Below are 16,781 nucleotides of genomic sequence, written 5' to 3'. Positions count from 1 at the left end.
TCAAGGAAGATGGATGGCGACGATCGTAATTGTCGAGGATGACGAACTGGTACAAGAAATCGTTGCGCGGGCGCTGGAAAGCGCGGCGCACACTGTCATTCCCGTCGCGGATGGTTTGGACGCGATCGATTGTCTCTGGGAAAGCGATCCGGATCTCATCATTCTCGATTGCGCGCTACCCGGAAAAGGTGGGCTGCCGATTTTGCAGGAATTGCGCGCTTCGCCGCGGTTTCAGGCGATCCCGGTGCTCATGCTCACCGCGCGCCGGAGCGATTGGCACGCCCGGCTCGCGATGGATGCAGGCGCAAGCGCGTATCTTCGCAAACCCTTCAAAGTGGAAGATTTGCTGCGCATCGTCGGCGAGCTTCTCCAGAAAGCGGATGCGGTGCAGCCCATCGTCGATCGGAGCGGCGCCGAGGCCGAACCGCTGATCGATATCGATTATCTGAGCATGCTGCGATCGTCGCTGGGGCTGCACGATACGCACGTCTTGCTTGGCATGATGGCTGACACCTTGGATCAGTCGATTCAAACCCTCGTCCAAGCGCTTGAAGCGGGCGATCGCGCGCGAGTCGCGCAAGAAGCCCATGCGCTGGCAGGCGCGGCAACCACCGTCGGTGCGGCGCGATTGGCCGAAATGTGCCGCACGATCGAACGCGCTCCCGACGATCGCAGCGATAGGAGCAACCAGCTGGCGGCGACGGGCAGAGCGACGCGCGAAGCGATCGAAAGCGTCCTGTCCGAAGATGCCGCAGTGTCGCTCTCGGATCCTCTCTCCTAGGGCGTTTCGTCGCCGCGCGCTTCGAGCGCCTGGAAGGCAAGAACGGCTTGCGTCCGGTTGCCGACGGCAAGCTTGCGGAAGATCGCCGCGAGGTGCGATTTGATCGTCGGCTCGGCGAGCCCGAGCTCGTAGGCGATCTGCTTGTTCTGCTGCCCGCCCGCAATCGCCCGCAGCACGCGGAGTTGCGCGGTCGACAGCTCCCCGAGGCGTCGCGCCAGATCTTCGTGCTCGGTTGCCGCCCCGTCCGCCATTGCGGCATCGGGGAACCACTGGCCACCCGCCAGGATCACCCTGATCGCCGCAATCATCTCGTCGATTTCGGCAGATTTCGAAATAAAGCCCTTCGCGCCCAGGCCGCGGCCTTGCCGGATCGTCGTCATGTCGTCGCGACCGGAAACGATGGCGACAGGGGTTGCCGACGAAAGCGAGCGCACCATGGCGAGCCCGGAAAGTCCGTTCACGTCCGGCAGCATCAGATCGAGCAAGACGAGGTCGAAACGCCTTTCCCGCAGCGCGGTCTCGACTTCCGTCATGGTGCTTACCGTCGTCACGACCGCCTCGCCATCGACCGCGCGTGAAGCCATGGATAGCGCCGCTGCGCAGATCGGATGGTCGTCGACGACAAGGATCGAGGGTGGCGTTGTCATAGGTCTCTGGGCCCCGGGGTAACGATTCGTTTATCGATCCAACTGCGGCGGTTCCGGCAAGAATCCGCAGCCGTACCGCTAATGTGTCTATCGCTGATCTGAAAGGATTAGTCATCGGTTTGGCGATCTCGTCTTTTCGGATGAAGCCGCCGGATGGCAAGATAGGCTTAACGGGTTCGGCCGTGAATGGCCTGGCTATGACAAAAAACACCTCCTTCTTGCCCGCTTCGACGCCCCGCTGCACTGGCATTCCCGCGGTCGCGATGACCGCGCTGACGCTGGTCTTCGCGTCCCCCGTCCACGCCGAAGGCGTCAAGGCCGGAACAATCATCAACAACAGTGCGACCGCGACCTATCCCGAGGGCGGGACGCAAGCGACGATCACGTCCAACACGGTTTCGATCCGCGTCGATGAGATGCTCGACGTGGCGGTGGCGGCGCGGGAAACGGCCGACGTGGCGACGACGGCGGGGAGCGCGGCGCAGGTCTTGGCCTTCACGGTCACCAACAAGGGCAACGGTGAGGAAAGCTTCGCGCTGGCGGCTGTCGGGACCGTCACCGGCAACGCGTTCGATCCCACCATCACCCAGCTCGCGATCGATACGAACGGCAATGGCCAGTACGAGCCGGGGGTCGATGCGGTGGTCGCAGCGGGTGGCGCAACGCCGGTGCTGGCGCCGGAAAGCGGCGTCACCGTCTTCGTCGTCTCCTCGATCCCGGCCGACGCTCTTGATGCAAAGCATGGCCTCGTCCGGTTGAGCGCTACGGCAACGACCGGCAGCGGGGCGCCGGGAACGCTGTTTGCCGCGCAGGGCACGGGCGGCGGCGACGCCGTCGTAGGCGCGACCCACGCGATGCGTGACGGTACGAGCGGATTTGTCGTCAGCCGCGGGACCGTCAACCTGGTGAAGTCGGCAACAGTGACCGATCCGTTCGGGGGCACACGCGCCGTGCCGGGATCGATCATCACCTGGCGTCTGGTTTCGACCGTGACGGGCTCGGGCAGCGTTGCGGGCCTGCATGTGATCGACGCGATACCCGCGGGCACCGGCTACCAGGCGAGCTCGCTCACGCTCGACGGCGCCAATCTGTCGGATGCCGCCGACGCCGACGTCGGGACTGCGTCGAGCGCCGGTATCGATGTCGCGCTGGGCGCGCAGACCGCCGGAACGACCCACACCGTCGAATTCAAAACCCGCATCAATTGAGGATGATCGCTATGAAACTCTTTGCTCTTCTCGCTGCTGTCGCTTTGCCCGTGGTCGCCGTTGCGGCGACCAACGCGGTGTCGCTCAGCAGCACCGTGACGACCGAGAAAACGGTCCTGACCAACGGGCATCCGGAAACCGTGGTGTCGGACGCGAAACACGTGGTCCCCGGTGATCGGCTGATCCTGGCGACGAATTATCGCAACGTGACCACGCAGCCGGTCGTGCACTTCGTCGTGACCAACCCTGTGCCGAACGGCGTCATCTTCACCGGCGACAGTACGCCTGGAGCACAGGTGTCGGTCGACGGGGGGCGCACCTTCGGGGCGCTTGCCGCGCTCCGGATCGCGGTTGCGGGTGTCGCACCACGACAGGCTCAAGCAACCGACGTTACCCATTTGCGCTGGACGCTGCCCAGCATCGCGCCGGGCGCGAGTGGGTCTCTGAAGTACCGCGGCATCGTCCGCTAACCAACCGCTGCGCGCGCCGGCGGGGCAAGGCGCGCACACCCTAATCGGAGACTATCATGACACGTGCCAGCACCCTGCTGGGCGCGGGGAGCCTTGTCGCGCTCGCCGTACTTGGCTCTACTCCCGCATTCGCGGCCGGGACTCAGGCCGGATCGACCATCACCAACACGGTTCAGGTCAACTACCAAGTGGGCGGCGTGGCCCAGAACCAGATTGCCGCGTCGGACAGCTTCACCGTCGACCGCAAGGTCAATCTCGTGGTTGCGGCGGTCGGAACGTCGACCACCCAGGTTTCACCGGGACAACTCGCCGCAGTCACGGCGTTCTCGGTCACCAATACATCCAACGCCACGCTCGACTTCGCACTCGCCGTTTCGCAGCAGACGGGGGGCGCCGGAGCGCATTCGAACACCGACACGTTCGACGCGACCAATTTGCGCATCTACGTCGATACGAACGCCAACGGCGTCTACGATGCCGGCGACAGCCAGGTCGCCTATCTCGACGAGCTGGCAGCCGACACGTCCAAGACGGTGTTCGTCGTTGCCGACATCCCGCTCGGCCGCGCCACCAATGATGTCGCTGCAGTGACTTTGACCGCGACCGGGCGCGAAGGCGGTACGGCAGGGACCCAGGGTAACGCCCTGGTGCAGACCACCGGCAGCAATACCGCTGGCATGGATACCGTGTTCGCCGACGGTGCCGGTGCGACAGACGCCGCGCGAGACGCAGCGTATTCGGCAAAGAACGATTACACCGTCTTTGCCGCCGCGTTGAGCGTGACCAAGGTCAGCCGGATCGTCAGCGATCCGTTCAACGGCACGACCAACCCCAAGATGATCCCGGGCGCGACGATCGAATATTGCATTTCGGTCGCCAATGCGGCCGGCGGTGCAAATGCCACCAACGTGGCGCTGGCGGACGTCTTGCCGACCACGATCACCTACCTCTCGTCGTTCGGCATCTTTCTCAACGGAACCGTGACGGGGTCGACCTGCAATGCGGATGGCGCGAGCGGCGGGAGCTTTGCCTCCGGCACCATCACGGGAACGCTGTCGAGCGTCGCTGCGGGCGACGCCCGCACCCTGCTGTTCCGCGCGACCATAAACTGACGAAATTCGCCGGTGGTTCAAATCCTTGCTTCGACCCGGAGCCACCGGCGGACCCGCTCCTGTCTTGAAATCGAGATGCGCAAACTCTTTCTGATCCTCTGTGCATGGATGGTGGCGATCGTGGCGTGCTGCGCCGCGCTGGCAAGCGCATGCCAGGCGCAGACGCGGATCGAGAATGTCGCGCGGGCTGACTGGTCCAACGGCAGCATCGCCTCCAATCCGGTCACCGTTACTGTCGAGGCTATAGCGGTCACGCTGACCACCTACCGTCCAGACGTCGGTTCGCCGCTCGTCTTTTCGGTGCGGACGCCGCTGTGTCAGGCCGTCGCCCCGCAAGCGGCCGCGCCGATCGGTCCGGCAAGCGCAGCCGGGATCGGCGGCGTTACGCCCTCGACGGAGGTTCGGGCCGGCGAACCGTTGATCTTCAAGCTGGCGGCGCCGAGTGCGAACCGCGATCCCCAAGCGATCGATACCGTCACGGTCACCCTGGTGACGACGAGTGGCGATCGCGAAACGCTCGTGGTGTCCGAAAACGCCGTGAACAGTGGCGAATTCGTCGGGATCATCGCCACGCGTGCCGCGCCGCCCGCGCTCGCCACCGGCGATTGCGCGCTGAGCCTGAGCGCGGACGACAAGATCTCGATCGAATGCCGTCGCGACGGCACGCAGAAGCCGATCGCAACGGCCATCATCGACACTCTGGTGGATCCCGCCGGGGTGGCGTTCGACAGCGAAGACGGCACTCCGGTCTCCGGCGCGCGCGTCACGATGCTTGATGCCGTGACGGGCCTGCCCGCGGTGGTGTACGCCGCCGACGGAAAGACGCGATATCCGTCGAGCATCGTCACCGGGCAAACCGTGACCGATGGCGCCGGACAGACGTACGCGCTGCCGCCGGGCGAGTATCGCTTCCCACAGGCCAACGCCGGACGCTATCGCCTCAAGGTCGAGGCCCCGGCGCCCCATGTGGCACCATCGAGTTTGACGCCGATCCAGTTCGCCACCTTGCTCCGACCCGGTGGTCAGCCCTTTGTCGTCAACGGCGCGTCTTATGGCGAGGTGTTCACGCTGAGCGGACCGGCGGAAGTTCGGATCGACATTCCGCTCGACCGGCCGCCTGTGGCTATCAACCTCACCAAGACGGCGTCGCGCGGCGTGGCATCGCCGGGCGATCGGGTCGTCTACACGATCACGGCGCGCAATCCGGACACGACGCATGCCAAGCGCGGCGTCATCCTGACCGACATCCTGCCGACGGTCATGCGTTTGCGACCCGACACGATCCGCGTCGATGGAGCGAGCGATCCCGCCGCGGTGACGATTGCCGCGGACGGACGCACGATTACCGTCGATCTCGGGACGATCGCGGCGGGCGCACAGCGCACGCTTACCTATGTCCTGCAGGTTCGGCCGGATGCCCCGGCAGGGCAAGCGCTCAACCGCGCCCGGACGATCGACGTGCGTGGCGCAGAGAGCAATGCCAGCGTCGCCGTCAGGATCGATCGCGACACGATCGCGGCACGCATGACGATCGTCGGCCGGATCATGGCGGGTGGCTGCGCCGCGATACCGCGGGTTGCGGCAGGCATCGCGGACGTGCGCGTCTTTCTCGAGGATGGCAGCTACGCGATCACCGACCGCGATGGCCGCTATCATTTCGAGGGCGTTTTGCCGGGGCGGCATGTGGTGCAGGTCGATCCGACCAGCCTTTCCCCAGCGAGCAGCTTCGTCGACTGCGTGCGCAGCACGCGGTCGGCCGGCAGTGCCATTTCGCGCTTTGTCGAAGGGCAGGGCGGGGCGCTCGTCACGGCCGATTTCCACGCCGTGATTTCGGCACAGCCCGGGGTGGCGCGCACCGATGTACCAGAACCCGTCTCGGACCGCGTCGCCGCCGCTGGCGAGCGCGACTGGTTCGCCGATGGCAAAGCCGATATCTCCTGGCTCTTCCCGGAACCCGACCACAACCCGCGGGCGCCAGCGGTGCGCGTCGCAATCCGCCATCTGCCAGGCCAGAAACTCACCTTGTTCGCGAACGGCACGCCGGTCGATCCCGTCGCGTTCGACGGGAGCCGCACCGAAGCGGCGCAGCGCTTCGCCGTCAGCATGTGGCGTGGGGTGCCGCTCGGCGACGGTACGACGCATCTGACCGCCGAAGTCCGTGGCAGCGACGGCGCGCTGGTCACGACGCTGTCGCGCGACGTCCATTTCGTGCGAACGGCGGCGCGCGCGCAGTATCTGCCCGAAAAATCCGTGCTCGTCGCCGATGGCGTCCGCCGCCCGGTCCTCGCGGTCCGCCTCATCGATCGCGACGGCCGCCCGGTTCACGCCGGGACCGTCGGCGATATCGCCGTGTCTGCGCCCTATGCGACGGCGATGGAGATCGACGCCGAACAGGCACGGGCGCTGACCGGGCTCGGCCGGGCCAAACCCGTGTGGCACGTGACGGGCGACGACGGCATCGCCTATATCGCGCTCGCCCCGACCACGGTGAGCGGCGCCGTCACGATCACGTTCAGCTTCCGCGATCGCGATACCGTCCGCTCGCAGCAAGTCGAGACATGGCTCGAACCGGGCGCCCGCGCCTGGACCATCGTTGGCTTGGCCGAGGCCGGTGTCGACCGCGCGGGGCTGGCAGGCCATATCGAAGCGATCGAGCGTGCGGACAAGATCCGCGCCGACGGTCGGATCGCCTTCTACGCAAAGGGGCGAATTCTGGGAAAATGGCTGCTGACGCTCGCCTATGACAGCGCAAAGCGGCGCGAGGACCAGCGCCTTTCGGGCGCGATCGACCCCAACACTTATTATACGCTCTATGCCGATCGCTCCGAGCGAAGGTTCGACGCGGCATCGACGCGCAAGCTCTACGTCAAGCTCGAGCGGCGCCAGTTCTATGCGCTGTTCGGTGATTTCGAGACGGGCTTCGGCGAAACCGATCTCGGCCGCTACACCCGGACGGCGACCGGCTTCAAGGCGGAAGCGCGGGGCCGTCGCCTTGCCGCCAGCGGTTTTGCCGCCCGCATCGCGACTCGGCATCGTCGCGACGAGATCCAGGGCAATGGCCTGTCGGGCCCCTATGCGCTGGCGTCGCGCGACGTGCTCGCCAATAGCGAGCAGATCGTCATCGAAGTCCGCGACCGGCTGCGCTCCGAGCGGATCATGGACCGCCGCGCGCTGACTCGTTTCGTCGATTACGATATCGATTATGCTGCCGGAACGATCCGCTTCTCGGCACCCGTCCTGAGCCGGTCGAGTGACCTGAACCCGCAGTTCATCGTCGCCGATTACGAGGTCGATCGGGACGATTCCGGCGCGCTCAATGGCGGCGCGCGCGTGCGGTATGACGGCAGGGGCGGCGCGCTGCGCGTCGGGGCCACCGTGCTGCACGACGATGGCGATCAGGGGCGGACCGATCTGATCGCGACCGATCTCCGCCTGCGGTTTGCGCGCGACACCGAGATCCGCGCCGAACTCGCCGCCAGCCGGGGCAATCGGTCGCTTTCGGGCGCCGCGAACACCCAGCCCGGCCAGAGCAGCGGAATGGCCTGGCAGGTCGAGGTCGAGCATCATGATCGACGCTTCGATCTGCTCGGCTATGCGCGGCAACAGGATCTTGGCTTCGGGCTTGGCCAGCAAAACGGCGCCGAACGTGGCCGCCGCAAGATCGGCGCCGATCTTCGCGCCAAGGTCACGGAAAACCTCTCTGCAACGGCGAGCGTTTGGAACGACGCTAGCCTGGTCGATGCGACCACCCGCCGCGCGGCGCAGCTGCGGCTCGACTATCGCGGCGCGCGGACCGATTTTCGCATCGCGCTGGCGCATGCGGAGGATCGCCTCGCCAATGGCGGCGCGGCGGTCTCGACGCTGATCGAGGGTGGCGCGACGCAGCGGCTGTTCGACAATCGACTGGAGCTCGATGCGAGCAGCAGTCTCGCCTTGGGCAATGCCGGCAGCATCGACTTCCCGCAACGCCACCGCGCCGGGGCGCGCTTCGCGCTGAGCGATTCCGTCACGCTGGTCGGCACGTACGAGCTGGCGCATGGCGACAAGATCGATGCACGGACCGCGCGCCTGGGCTTCGACCTCAAGCCCTGGGCCGGCGGCCGCATCACGAGCAGCGTGTCGGATCAGATGCTGAGCGAATATGGCCGGCGCAGCTACGCAGCCTATGGTCTTGCGCAATCGTTCGAGCTCGGCAAGCATTGGACGATCGATGCGACGATCGATGGCAACCGTACGCTCGGCGGGATCGATCCGGCGACGGTCGTCACCGCCGCACAGCCCGTCGCCAGCGGTGGTTTCGTCGGCAACGGTGCGACGCTGACCGAGGATTTCAACGCGCTGACGTTGGGGCTGGGCTATCGCGGCGGCCGGTGGAGCAGCACGGCGCGTGCCGAATATCGGCTCGGCTCGCTCGGTGACCGGGCCGCGCTGACGCTCGGCTTGCTGCGTCAGCTTGGCGAGGGGCAGGCACTTGGCGGCCTTGCGACCTGGTCGCGTGTCCAGGTCGGGGGCACCACCACCAGCGTCGCCAACGTCGCCGTGTCGGCGGCATCGCGACCGGCATCCCGTCAGGTCGCGTTCTTGGCCAAGCTCGAATACCGCGCCGACAGTGTGAGCGGCGCGGTCAGGGGTGCGACGGCGCCCGGCGGCGGCGTGTTGCTCGTCACCGGCGATGCGCGTTCCGGCCGGTTGCTCGGCAGCCTGTCGTTCGATTGGGCACCGTATGGCCGCGACGAAACCGGCCTGTATCAGCGCAGCGAGATCGGCATCTTCCTCGCCGCGCGCTATACCAGCGACCGGATCGCGAGCTATGACCTTCGCGGCGTGACCGCCGTGGCGGGGCTCGACGGACATCTCGGCCTGGCGGACTGGCTCGAAGTCGGGGTGCACGCAACCGCGCGCGGCGATCTCGACGGGCGCACCCTGGCCTATGCCGTCGGCCCGGTGATCGGACTTCGCCCGGCCGCCAATATGCTGGTCACCGCCGGCTGGAATTTTTCCGGCTTTGCCGACCGCGACTTTGCGGCGGAGCGGTCGACGCATCATGGCGCATTCCTCACCGCACGTCTGAAGTTCGATCAGACGCGCTTCGCTTTCCTGGGACTATCGGGTCGATGAAAAGGGTTTTTGCCGCGCTCATGGCGCTCGTGGCGCCCGCTGTGGCGCACGCCTCGTGCGATGTCGCGAGCCAGTACACTTTCGCCTTTGCCAACCAGCCGGCGGCGACGCTCAATTACGGTTCCACCTATGCCTACACCGCCGTCAGCAGCGCTGGCGCTTCGCTGCCCTTTTCCGTGGCGATTGCGCAGAACGGCCTGAGCTCGACGGCCATTGCGAACACGCAGATGCCGGCGATCGGGACGTTGATCACAGGCCCCGATGCGACCAAACGCGACCTCGTCTTCGGCGGAATTTTTGCGGGCCGGACCACCGACCTGACCAGCGGAACGCGGGTCATCACGGTGACCTTCACATTCTCCACGCCAATTCGCGACTTCTCGGTCGTCACGCACGATATCGATTTCACGCTCAACCAGTATCGGGATTGGATCATGATAACGGGGGCGAGCGGCGCGACCACCTATACGCCTGTGCTCACCACCCCCTGGGGGAACGGGAACGGCGCAACGGCGCCACGGACGGCAACCGGATCCGCGCTCACGTCAGGCGCCACGACTGCGCCGGTAACGCTCGCTGCGACGCAAGCGGCCGGCACCGGCGCTTCGAACAACAATTCCGATGACGGCACGATCACTGCGACGTTTGCGCAACCCGTCACGACGGTCGTGCTGCGGTACGGAAACTATCCGTTTCAGTCGGGCGAAACCACGACGGGTCAACAGGGCGCTGGCATTGCGTCGATCAGTGCGTGTCCGATGCCGTCGCTGTCGGTGACCAAAGCATCGGCGCCACGCTCCGGAAATCTCGGGGCGTACAACCTGCCCGGCACCGACGTGGTTTACGTGTTTTCGGTGTCGAATACTGGAAACAGTCCGGTCGATCCGGGTACGATCATCCTTACCGACATCTTTCCCGCCGGGATAACCTACCTCAACACAAATTTCGATGGCACCACCGCGTTGCCCGTCAAGCTCGTTTCCGGGACGAGCGGGGTTACACTCGCCGCTGCCAATATAAGCTACTCGAACGACAAGGGGGTGACCTGGTCCTATGCCCCGTCGAATGGCTACGACCCATTGGTGAACGCCATTCGGATCACGCCCTCGGGCAATATGGCCGCGAATTCCAATTTCACCTTGTCGTTCGCAGCCTCGATCAAATAGCAATGCGAGGCCCTGATCGACATCGGAAGTTGGCTTGAGCGACCGCGAATGGGTCGATTGCCGGTGCGCTGCGCTCGCCGCAGGATCGCGGCGCTTCATCGAGTCTCCCCCCCCTATCGGCGGTCGGTCGGCACGCGAAAATCGACGGGGGCGGTAAGGGTGTAGCGGTCCCACTCGCCGCGCGTGCAAGGGCCGCCGACGCCCTCGTCCCACGCCGAGCCGTAATAATAGACGAACGGCTTGCCCGGCTCGACCTTGAGCGCGATCGCCATGCGCGCCAGCCTGGGCGCTCCAGAGAGCGGACGCCGTGCGCGCGGTCGACCGACAGCGCGCCTTCGCTCGCGCCGATCGTGTGGCGGCCGATGCCGATGCCGACGATCAGCGGACCCGGCTTGTCCGACGACAGCGTCGAGACCATCCGCGTGAACTGCGTGCCGAGCGGCAGCGTGAAGCGGCGCGTCTCCCATACACGGCGATCGACATCGACTGGCCAGGGCGCATAATCGACCTCGAAGTCAGCGGCATCGGGGCCGTTCGTGAGGATGCGGTGGCGGGTGCAATTGCGCGAGGTGCACAGCTTGTTGTCGTGCCAGATCCTAAGCCCGAGGGCGGCTCGGCCGCCTCGGAGTGGCGGCCTGCTACGCGACGGCGGCACCGGCCAAGAGGAGCAGCGTGCCGGCGAGCGGGCGCGAGGGCGCGCGCGCGGTCACTGGATCACCTCCGACACGCCCGTCGCCGACGCGGGCCGGGCGAGCGTCGGGGTGGTGCCCGCGCCGTTGAACGGGGTCAGCCGGAAGCCGAAGCTGCGCGGCGCGAGCGCGATCCGGTAGCGCGGGAGCGCTCGCCCGGTCTGGTCCCATTGCGTATCGCCGCCGATCCCGGACTGGGCTGCATCGATCATCAACGAAACCGCATCATGCGGAACGATGTCCGAGCTGCGGCGCGTGCCCGGCGCGCGGTGCGACAGATCGTCGTACGGGAAGGCGAGCGCGTTCATCGACAGCGGCGCGTCGCCCTGGACGCGCAGGCCGCCGGCGGCGTGATCCGACAGCTCCATCCAGCGCACATCGACCTTGTTGCCGGTTTCCTGCGGCCGCATGTAATCGTGGTTCTGCTCGGCGATTGCTCCGCGCCACAGGCCGATGGGCGCGCTGGTCTTGCGGTCCGCATAGCTTTCGTGCGGGCCGCGGCCATACCATTCGAGCGTGTCGAAGCTGGCGGGCATGGCATAGGCCAGGCCGATCCGCAGCGGATCGGGCAAATCGGTGCGCAGCGGCGTGAAGCTGCCCTCGACCGCCACGCTGCCGTCGCCCGCCATCGCGTAACGCGTGACGAAACGCGCGACGTCCTGGCCGATGCGGTAGCGGATCGTGATGTCGGCGCCGCCGGGCGTCGCATGCTGCTCGACTGCCTCGACGGTGCGATCGCTCGAGGCTGCCTTCCAGACGGCATGGGTGCGCTCGACGCCGACGCCGACGTCGTTGTCGGTCAGGGCGCGGTAGAAATCGGGCGTTCCGCCGCGCAGCAGCGTGCGACCGTTGGCGGCATAGCGGACGAGCAGCCCGGTCTTGCGATCGAGCACGAGTTCGGCCCCGGCGGCGCGCAGCGTGATCGTGGTGCCCGCCTGCGAGACGTCGACCTTGCCCGTGGGGGCGGGCTTGGCGACCTCCACTGCGTTGCCGAGGGGGAACTGTTCCCAGCCGATCACCTGGCCCGCGGCGATCCCCGGGGTGCCACCGTCTTTGGCCCGGGCGATGACGTTGAGCAAATATTCGGCGCCAGGCTTGCGCGCGATCGCGGGCAGAGCGATCGTCGTCGTTTCGTGGCCATGCGCTGCAGTGGCGAGCGCGGGTATCGTCCCGCGCGCGACGACGACGCCGTCCTCGAGCATTTGCCAGCCGAGATCGAGCCCGGCGAGGCTCGCGAAATCATAATGGTTGGCGACGTGCAGTGCGCCGCTGGCGGGGTCGAAGCCCTCGAACTGGATCGGCGCATAGACCTTGGTCAGCTCGAACAGCTGCGGGTTGGGCGTGCGATCGGACTGGACCAGGCCGTCGCCGAATTCGAGCTCGCCGCCGGGATTGGGGCCATATTCGCCGCCCATCCCCCAATAGCGCCGCCCGTCCTTGGTCTTGCGATACATCGACTGGTCGACCCAGTCCCAAATGAAGCCGCCTTGGAGCTTGTCGGGATGCGCGTAGATCGCGTCCCAATATTCCTTCAGGTCACCGCCCGAATTGCCCATCATGTGCGCATATTCACACATGATCAGCGGCTGGCGGAACGACCAGTTGGTCGCGTAATCGACGAGCTTGGCGGCGGTGTCGTACATCGGCGCATAGATGTCCGCAAAGTCGTTGGGGTGGTGCTCGAACCGCCCGTCCCACGTGCCCCAGCCGAGATAGCTGACGAGCCGCGCCGGATCGCGCTGCTTGGCTGCCGCTGCCGCTGCGGCGAAGTTCGGGCCGATCCCGGCCTCGTTGCCAAGCGACCAGAAGATGATCGAGGGGTGGTTCTTGTCGCGCTCGATCATGTTGGTGACGCGCGCGACGTGCGCGGCCTTCCACGCGGGATCGAAGCCGAGCTGATAGGCGCCACGCTGCTCGGGATGCTTGTTGGCAAAGTCCATATAGGCGTGGCTCTCGATATCGGCCTCGTCCATGACATAGAGGCCATAGCGATCGGCCAGCTCGTAAAGCCGTGGATCGTTGGGATAATGCGAGGTGCGGATCGCGTTGATGTTGGCGCGCTTCATCAGCTGGATGTCGCGCTCCATCGATTCGAGCGAGATGACGTGGAAGGTCTCGGGATCATGCTCGTGGCGGTTGACGCCGCGGATCGTGATCGGCTGGCCGTTGACGGTGACGAGGCCGTTCTGGATCACTACGCTGCGAAAGCCGATCCGGCTGTAGGTCGACTGCACGATCGCGCCTTTCGCGTCGTAGAGCTCGACCAGCAGCATGTAGAGGTTGGGTGTCTCGGCGGTCCAGGGCTTCACTTGCGGGATCGTGGTTGCGATCGAGACGGAGCGTTCGGCCTGACCTGCGGCGATCGCGGTCGACTTTTCCGTGACGACGCGGTCGCCATCGAGCAGCACGATCCGCGCGCTGGTCGCTGCCTTGGCGGGCGTGACCGCGAGATCGACCGCGAGCTTGCCGTCGCGGTAGCGCTCGTCGAGCCCGGCATGGACGAAGAAATCGCGGATCCGGGTCTTGGGCGCCGCCATCAGGAACACTTCGCGCTCGATCCCCGAGACGCGCCAGAAATCCTGGTCCTCGAGATAGCTGCCGTCGGACCAGCGATAGACCTGGATCGCGATCGTGTTGTGGCCGGGCTTGAGATAGCGGCTGACATCGAATTCGGACGGCAGCTTGCTGTCCTCGGAATAGCCGACCTTGGCGCCGTTGACCCAGACGTAATAGGCCGAGCCCGCGGCACCGATATGCAGGATCACGTCGCTGCCCGACCAGCCCGCCGGGATCTCGACATCGCGACGGTACGATCCGACCGGGTTGGTCGCGTGCGGGATCAGCGGGCGGTTGGCGGGGAAGGGGTAGGTGATGTTGTTGTAGCGCGCCTGGTCGAAGCCTTCGGCCTGCCAGTCGGCGGGGACCTTGATCGTCTTCCACTGCGAGACGTCGTAGTCGGGCTTCTCGAACCCCGCCGGCAGCTGGTCGGCATTGGGCGACAGCGCGAACGCCCATTGTCCGCTCAGCAGCAGGAAGCGATCGGACTTGGTGCGGTGCCCGGCGATCGCCTTGGCGCGGCTCTCGAACGGGAAGCCCGTCGCGCGCGGCGGTTCCTTTCCGATGGCGAAGACGGCAGGATTTTCCCAATCCGGGCGATCGGGCGACACTTGCGGCTGGATCGGCGCGACCGGCGCGCCTTGCGCTGCCGCCGCCATGGGCGTGAGACACGCGACACCGCTGAGGAATAGGGGGAATACCGACCGCACGATGCGCCTCTCCGTTGACCGTAGCGCTCAGCGCTCTTCGATGTCAGCAGTTATGCTACAACTGCAAAATTAGTCTGACAAGAAGTTAGCGCTCCGGTGCATTGGGGGCGGTGGGAGGGAAATGGCGATGGCCCGAAATTCTGCATCGTTGACCGATGGGCTGTTCGCCAAGCTCGAAGAACGGATCCGTACGGGCGCAATGCCGCCGGGCTCGCGTTTCCCGACACAGCTCGAAATCTCAGCGGCGGAGAATGTCAGCCGGACGGTGGTACGCGAGGCGGTCGCGCGGCTGTCGGCGCAGGGGCTGACGACCTCGCGCCAGGGATCGGGCGTGTTCGTCGCCGCAACCGCGCAATACCGCGCGTTCCAGGTGACGCGCGACCGTGCTTACGCCGCCAAGGTCCAGGGCGAGCATGAGGCGATCCTCGCCGCGATCGTACGGATGGACTCTACGCGTGCGCGCGAGGCGGCGCGGCATCACATGCAGGAAAGCCTCAGCCGCCACTCGCAGTTGAGCGAGACGACCAGCCTGCGCCCGAAAGGGGAGGGAAGCGGCGCGAGCGACTGAAGAGCGCATTCAGGTTGTCCTACAAATGGCGCAATCCCGACGTCAAACTCCGGAGCAGCCGGGTCGGTGAACGGCCGGAATGCCTAGGTGATGCCGATCGGGCCTTCGACCATCCCGTGCCGCGAAACGCCTCCAGCTCTGACCGCGACCGCAGCCACGATTACCGATGCCGCGCGCCGCGCCGGATCGTATCGCTGAATGATCTGCGGGCTGCTGTTTGCCGCCACCGCGATCAACTCTGTCGACCGCCAGATGATCGGCGTGCTCACGCCGTTGCTGCAGGTCGATCTCGGCCCCGACGACCGCGTGTTCCATTACACGGGGCAGGAGAGGCGCTGCGGCATCTCGTGCTGGCGAACGATGCGGCGGTGATCTCGCCGCCGCTGAGGTTGAACGCAGGGTTGAAACGCGCGCCTCCCTCGAGTTCGACGCCGCGCGTGCGCAGTTTGCCGAGCTTGGCGAGGCGGAATGTGGGGTTTTTCCGCCGGCAAGCGTCTCGATGCGCGGCACTTGGGATTTGTCGACGTCGTCCTGGGGTATCAAGCCGTCAGGCGAGACGCCAACCTGTAGCACAGCGTTCGATGCTCGCGTCACCCGTGGGCGCACGACTGGACGAGCAGGCGGCATAACGCAGCTTGCGCGCGTGTCCTAAAGCGCGCGCGGCTCACCCTCGGCCAGCACATGCGTGCACAGCTGCGCCCCGGGTGTGTCGCCGGCCTCGAGCGCGGCGACGGTGACCCAGCCTGCCGCGCGCATCGCTGCCGCCACAGCCGGATCGGTCCCCAGCGGCACGAACAGCCGGCGCCGGTCGACCTCAGCGAGCCCCGCCGCGACGATCGCATCGGCATAGAGCGAGAAGCCGACCGCCGTCTCTTCCGCGCCATTCTCGTGAACGATCGTATACGTGCCGCCGCGGCCGATCTCGCCGAGCACGCCGCCAGCGAAGATCGAGAAGCCGAGCCAGCTCTGATATTCGAAACCGTGGCGCTCGGTCGGATCGAGCGTGAGCGCGACGCGGCCCTTGAGCCCCTCGGCGATCTGCCACAGCCCGTCGAGCCGCGAGGTCAGCGCGCCGCCCGCATCGAACGCGCACAGCCGGTCGTGCGCCGACTCGAACGGGCCAGCGGCCTCGATCAGCGGGAGATAGGCGGGCGCCAGCGCGGCGACAGCACCAGCGTCCTTGGCGTCGAGCCGGTCGCGCAGGGTATCGATCTGGCCGGGTTCGACCGGGAAGGGGCCGCGCGCCAGCACGTCGATCAGGTCGGGCAGCGTGAAGTCGATCGAGACGTTGGAAACACCGGCGGCGGCGAGTGCGGCAACCGCGACCTCGACGATCTCGCGCGCGGCGGCGATCGTGTCGAGGCCGATCAACTCGCAGCCGATCTGGCGCATTTCCCGCTCGGGGGAGAGTTGCGAGGCGCGCAGCTTGAGCACGGGGCCGGCATAGGACAGGCGGACGGGCCGTGGATGGTGGCCCATCCGCGTCGCGGCGATGCGGCCGATCTGCGCGGTCATGTCGGGGCGGATCGCGAGCGTCGCCTGGGAGACGGGGTCGACGAAACGCACCGCGTCCTGTGCGCGTGCGGCCTTGAGGCGACCGGCCAGCCCGGCCTCAAACTCGGCGAGGGCAGGGTCGGCGCGTTCGTAGCCATAAGCATGTGCTGCGCCGAGCAGCGCTTGCTCGAGCCGCGCGGCGGCGTCGGCGAAGGGCGGGAGCCGGTCGTGGAAGCCGGTCGGGAGGAGGGAAGATGTCATG

At 66.5% G+C, this 16,781-nt stretch carries 12 protein-coding genes and 1 pseudogene; 8 read left to right on the top strand and 5 right to left on the bottom strand.

From position 1 onward, the window contains the following. Nucleotides 1-13: 13 nt before the first annotated feature. A complete protein-coding gene (locus tag IE187_RS08685) occupies nucleotides 14-781 on the top strand; it encodes a response regulator (RefSeq protein ID WP_189675903.1) in 768 nt (255 codons plus the stop codon). Here the strand turns inward: IE187_RS08685 and IE187_RS08680 are convergent. Continuing rightward, nucleotides 778-1,365 carry a response regulator gene (locus IE187_RS08680; RefSeq protein WP_229839360.1) on the bottom strand — a complete coding sequence of 196 codons (588 nt, stop codon included), beginning with the start codon at nucleotides 1,363-1,365 and terminating at the stop codon, nucleotides 778-780. The genes IE187_RS08685 and IE187_RS08680 overlap by 4 nt on opposite strands. Nucleotides 1,366-1,625: 260 nt before the next feature. On the opposite strand from IE187_RS08680, the gene IE187_RS08675 reads away from it, so the two are divergent. From IE187_RS08675 to IE187_RS08655, 5 genes are all read left to right on the top strand, one after another. Then, on the top strand, nucleotides 1,626-2,636 hold the full coding sequence (locus IE187_RS08675) for a hypothetical protein (RefSeq protein WP_189675901.1): 1,011 nt from the start codon (nucleotides 1,626-1,628) through the stop codon (nucleotides 2,634-2,636). An 11-nt stretch (nucleotides 2,637-2,647) separates the two neighbouring features. Beyond that, on the top strand, nucleotides 2,648-3,106 hold the full coding sequence (locus IE187_RS08670; protein WP_189675900.1) for a hypothetical protein: 459 nt from the start codon (nucleotides 2,648-2,650) through the stop codon (nucleotides 3,104-3,106). A gap of 56 nt (nucleotides 3,107-3,162) precedes the next feature. After that, nucleotides 3,163-4,218: a DUF11 domain-containing protein gene (locus IE187_RS08665; RefSeq protein WP_189675899.1), complete on the top strand. Its 1,056-nt coding sequence runs from the start codon at nucleotides 3,163-3,165 to the stop codon at nucleotides 4,216-4,218. A gap of 75 nt (nucleotides 4,219-4,293) precedes the next feature. Continuing rightward, nucleotides 4,294-9,336, top strand: a complete 5,043-nt coding sequence (locus tag IE187_RS08660; protein ID WP_229839313.1) for a DUF11 domain-containing protein — start codon at nucleotides 4,294-4,296, stop codon at nucleotides 9,334-9,336. After that, nucleotides 9,333-10,502 carry a hypothetical protein gene (locus IE187_RS08655; protein ID WP_189675898.1) on the top strand — a complete coding sequence of 390 codons (1,170 nt, stop codon included), beginning with the start codon at nucleotides 9,333-9,335 and terminating at the stop codon, nucleotides 10,500-10,502. The genes IE187_RS08660 and IE187_RS08655 overlap by 4 nt, the downstream gene beginning before the upstream one ends. A 113-nt stretch (nucleotides 10,503-10,615) precedes the next feature. On the opposite strand, the gene IE187_RS21305 is transcribed toward IE187_RS08655, so the two are convergent. From IE187_RS21305 to IE187_RS08645, 3 genes and pseudogenes are all read right to left on the bottom strand, one after another. Continuing rightward, nucleotides 10,616-10,774: a DUF4861 domain-containing protein gene (locus tag IE187_RS21305; protein WP_229839367.1), complete on the bottom strand. Its 159-nt coding sequence runs from the start codon at nucleotides 10,772-10,774 to the stop codon at nucleotides 10,616-10,618. A 152-nt stretch (nucleotides 10,775-10,926) separates the two neighbouring features. Beyond that, nucleotides 10,927-11,157, bottom strand: a pseudogene (locus IE187_RS21300) (DUF4861 family protein); the annotation flags it as partial. A gap of 51 nt (nucleotides 11,158-11,208) precedes the next feature. Further along, nucleotides 11,209-14,406 (bottom strand): glycoside hydrolase family 2 TIM barrel-domain containing protein, encoded by a 3,198-nt coding sequence (locus IE187_RS08645; RefSeq protein ID WP_189676235.1) that lies wholly within the window; start codon nucleotides 14,404-14,406, stop codon nucleotides 11,209-11,211. 178 nt (nucleotides 14,407-14,584) lie between these two features. Here IE187_RS08645 and IE187_RS08640 point away from each other — a divergent pair, with 178 nt between their 5' ends. Both IE187_RS08640 and IE187_RS21820 read left to right on the top strand, forming a co-directional pair. Next, nucleotides 14,585-15,025, top strand: coding sequence for a winged helix-turn-helix domain-containing protein (locus IE187_RS08640; protein ID WP_189675897.1), 441 nt, complete (start codon nucleotides 14,585-14,587; stop codon nucleotides 15,023-15,025). 198 nt (nucleotides 15,026-15,223) lie between these two features. Beyond that, nucleotides 15,224-15,397 carry a hypothetical protein gene (locus IE187_RS21820; RefSeq protein ID WP_438810922.1) on the top strand — a complete coding sequence of 58 codons (174 nt, stop codon included), beginning with the start codon at nucleotides 15,224-15,226 and terminating at the stop codon, nucleotides 15,395-15,397. Nucleotides 15,398-15,673: 276 nt separating this feature from the next. Here IE187_RS21820 and IE187_RS08630 read toward each other — a convergent pair whose 3' ends face one another. After that, nucleotides 15,674-16,780, bottom strand: a complete 1,107-nt coding sequence (locus tag IE187_RS08630; RefSeq protein ID WP_189675896.1) for an ATP phosphoribosyltransferase regulatory subunit — start codon at nucleotides 16,778-16,780, stop codon at nucleotides 15,674-15,676. Nucleotide 16,781 lies beyond the last annotated feature (1 nt).

This window comes from Sphingomonas glacialis (assembly GCF_014653575.1).
Taxonomy (GTDB): Bacteria; Pseudomonadota; Alphaproteobacteria; order Sphingomonadales; family Sphingomonadaceae; genus Sphingomonas; species Sphingomonas glacialis.
The sequence above is the reverse complement of the archived record's forward strand: the minus strand, read 5'-3'. Positions and strand labels throughout refer to the sequence as shown.

Coding starts and splice junctions, on each gene's coding strand:
- IE187_RS21305 (WP_229839367.1), bottom strand. CDS start 10,774: ATGGCGATCGCGCTCAAGGTCGAGCCGGGCAAGCCGTTCGTCTATTAT.
- IE187_RS08675 (WP_189675901.1), top strand. CDS start 1,626: ATGACAAAAAACACCTCCTTCTTGCCCGCTTCGACGCCCCGCTGCACT.
- IE187_RS08680 (WP_229839360.1), bottom strand. CDS start 1,365: ATGGCTTCACGCGCGGTCGATGGCGAGGCGGTCGTGACGACGGTAAGC.
- IE187_RS08660 (WP_229839313.1), top strand. CDS start 4,294: ATGCGCAAACTCTTTCTGATCCTCTGTGCATGGATGGTGGCGATCGTG.
- IE187_RS08655 (WP_189675898.1), top strand. CDS start 9,333: ATGAAAAGGGTTTTTGCCGCGCTCATGGCGCTCGTGGCGCCCGCTGTG.
- IE187_RS08630 (WP_189675896.1), bottom strand. CDS start 16,780: ATGACATCTTCCCTCCTCCCGACCGGCTTCCACGACCGGCTCCCGCCC.
- IE187_RS08685 (WP_189675903.1), top strand. CDS start 14: ATGGCGACGATCGTAATTGTCGAGGATGACGAACTGGTACAAGAAATC.
- IE187_RS08665 (WP_189675899.1), top strand. CDS start 3,163: ATGACACGTGCCAGCACCCTGCTGGGCGCGGGGAGCCTTGTCGCGCTC.
- IE187_RS08670 (WP_189675900.1), top strand. CDS start 2,648: ATGAAACTCTTTGCTCTTCTCGCTGCTGTCGCTTTGCCCGTGGTCGCC.
- IE187_RS08640 (WP_189675897.1), top strand. CDS start 14,585: ATGGCCCGAAATTCTGCATCGTTGACCGATGGGCTGTTCGCCAAGCTC.
- IE187_RS21820 (WP_438810922.1), top strand. CDS start 15,224: ATGATCTGCGGGCTGCTGTTTGCCGCCACCGCGATCAACTCTGTCGAC.
- IE187_RS08645 (WP_189676235.1), bottom strand. CDS start 14,406: ATGGCGGCGGCAGCGCAAGGCGCGCCGGTCGCGCCGATCCAGCCGCAA.